General features: G+C 44.9%; 1 protein-coding gene. It reads right to left on the bottom strand.

The window, feature by feature from the left end:
- Positions 1-595 (bottom strand): hypothetical protein (locus tag F1E73_RS17745; protein WP_191089073.1); only part of this gene is annotated, 595 nt, incomplete at both ends.

Below are 595 nucleotides of genomic sequence, written 5' to 3'. Positions count from 1 at the left end.
GGGGGATTGTCCATCCCTGCGTCCAACACTATCTCAACAGAACCATCATTGGCACCATAGCAACTAATATCTTTCTTTTCGCCAATAGCGGCAACTACAGCCGTTGGTACTTCCAAGGTGATATCTACAAAGGCATCACAACCTGTAGCCACATTATCATATACATAGGCCCTATAGATTCCCGGGGTTAAACCAGTGAAGGTATCCGAAATTTGTTTGGGTCTAATAATCGTATTAGAGCTATCCCTAAGTTCATATCGGTAATTGAATAGGGAACCTCCGTACGCTTTTAATTTTATCTCCCCTTGAGACCAGGCATTACAAGCAGGTTTTACCGTTACCTCGGCAGACAAGGAGGTGGGGGTATAAATTTCAATGGATTCTGAATTCCCACAACCGTTGGAATCCCTTATTACTACGGTATGGGTACCGCTGCTTAATCCGGTGAAATCGAAGGTACTTGGAGCTCCTCCGGAAAAGGTCACTGGCTGAAAAGCTCCCCCGTTTAAACTGAGGAAGTAGGGTTGTACCCCTGGATTATCCAAAGCAACCTGAATCGTAAAATTACCTTCTGTAGTAGCACACTGGTTTGGGA

This window comes from Arenibacter lacus (assembly GCF_008711145.1).
GTDB classification, from domain to species: Bacteria; Bacteroidota; Bacteroidia; order Flavobacteriales; family Flavobacteriaceae; genus Arenibacter; species Arenibacter amylolyticus.
The sequence above is the reverse complement of the archived record's forward strand: the minus strand, read 5'-3'. Positions and strand labels throughout refer to the sequence as shown.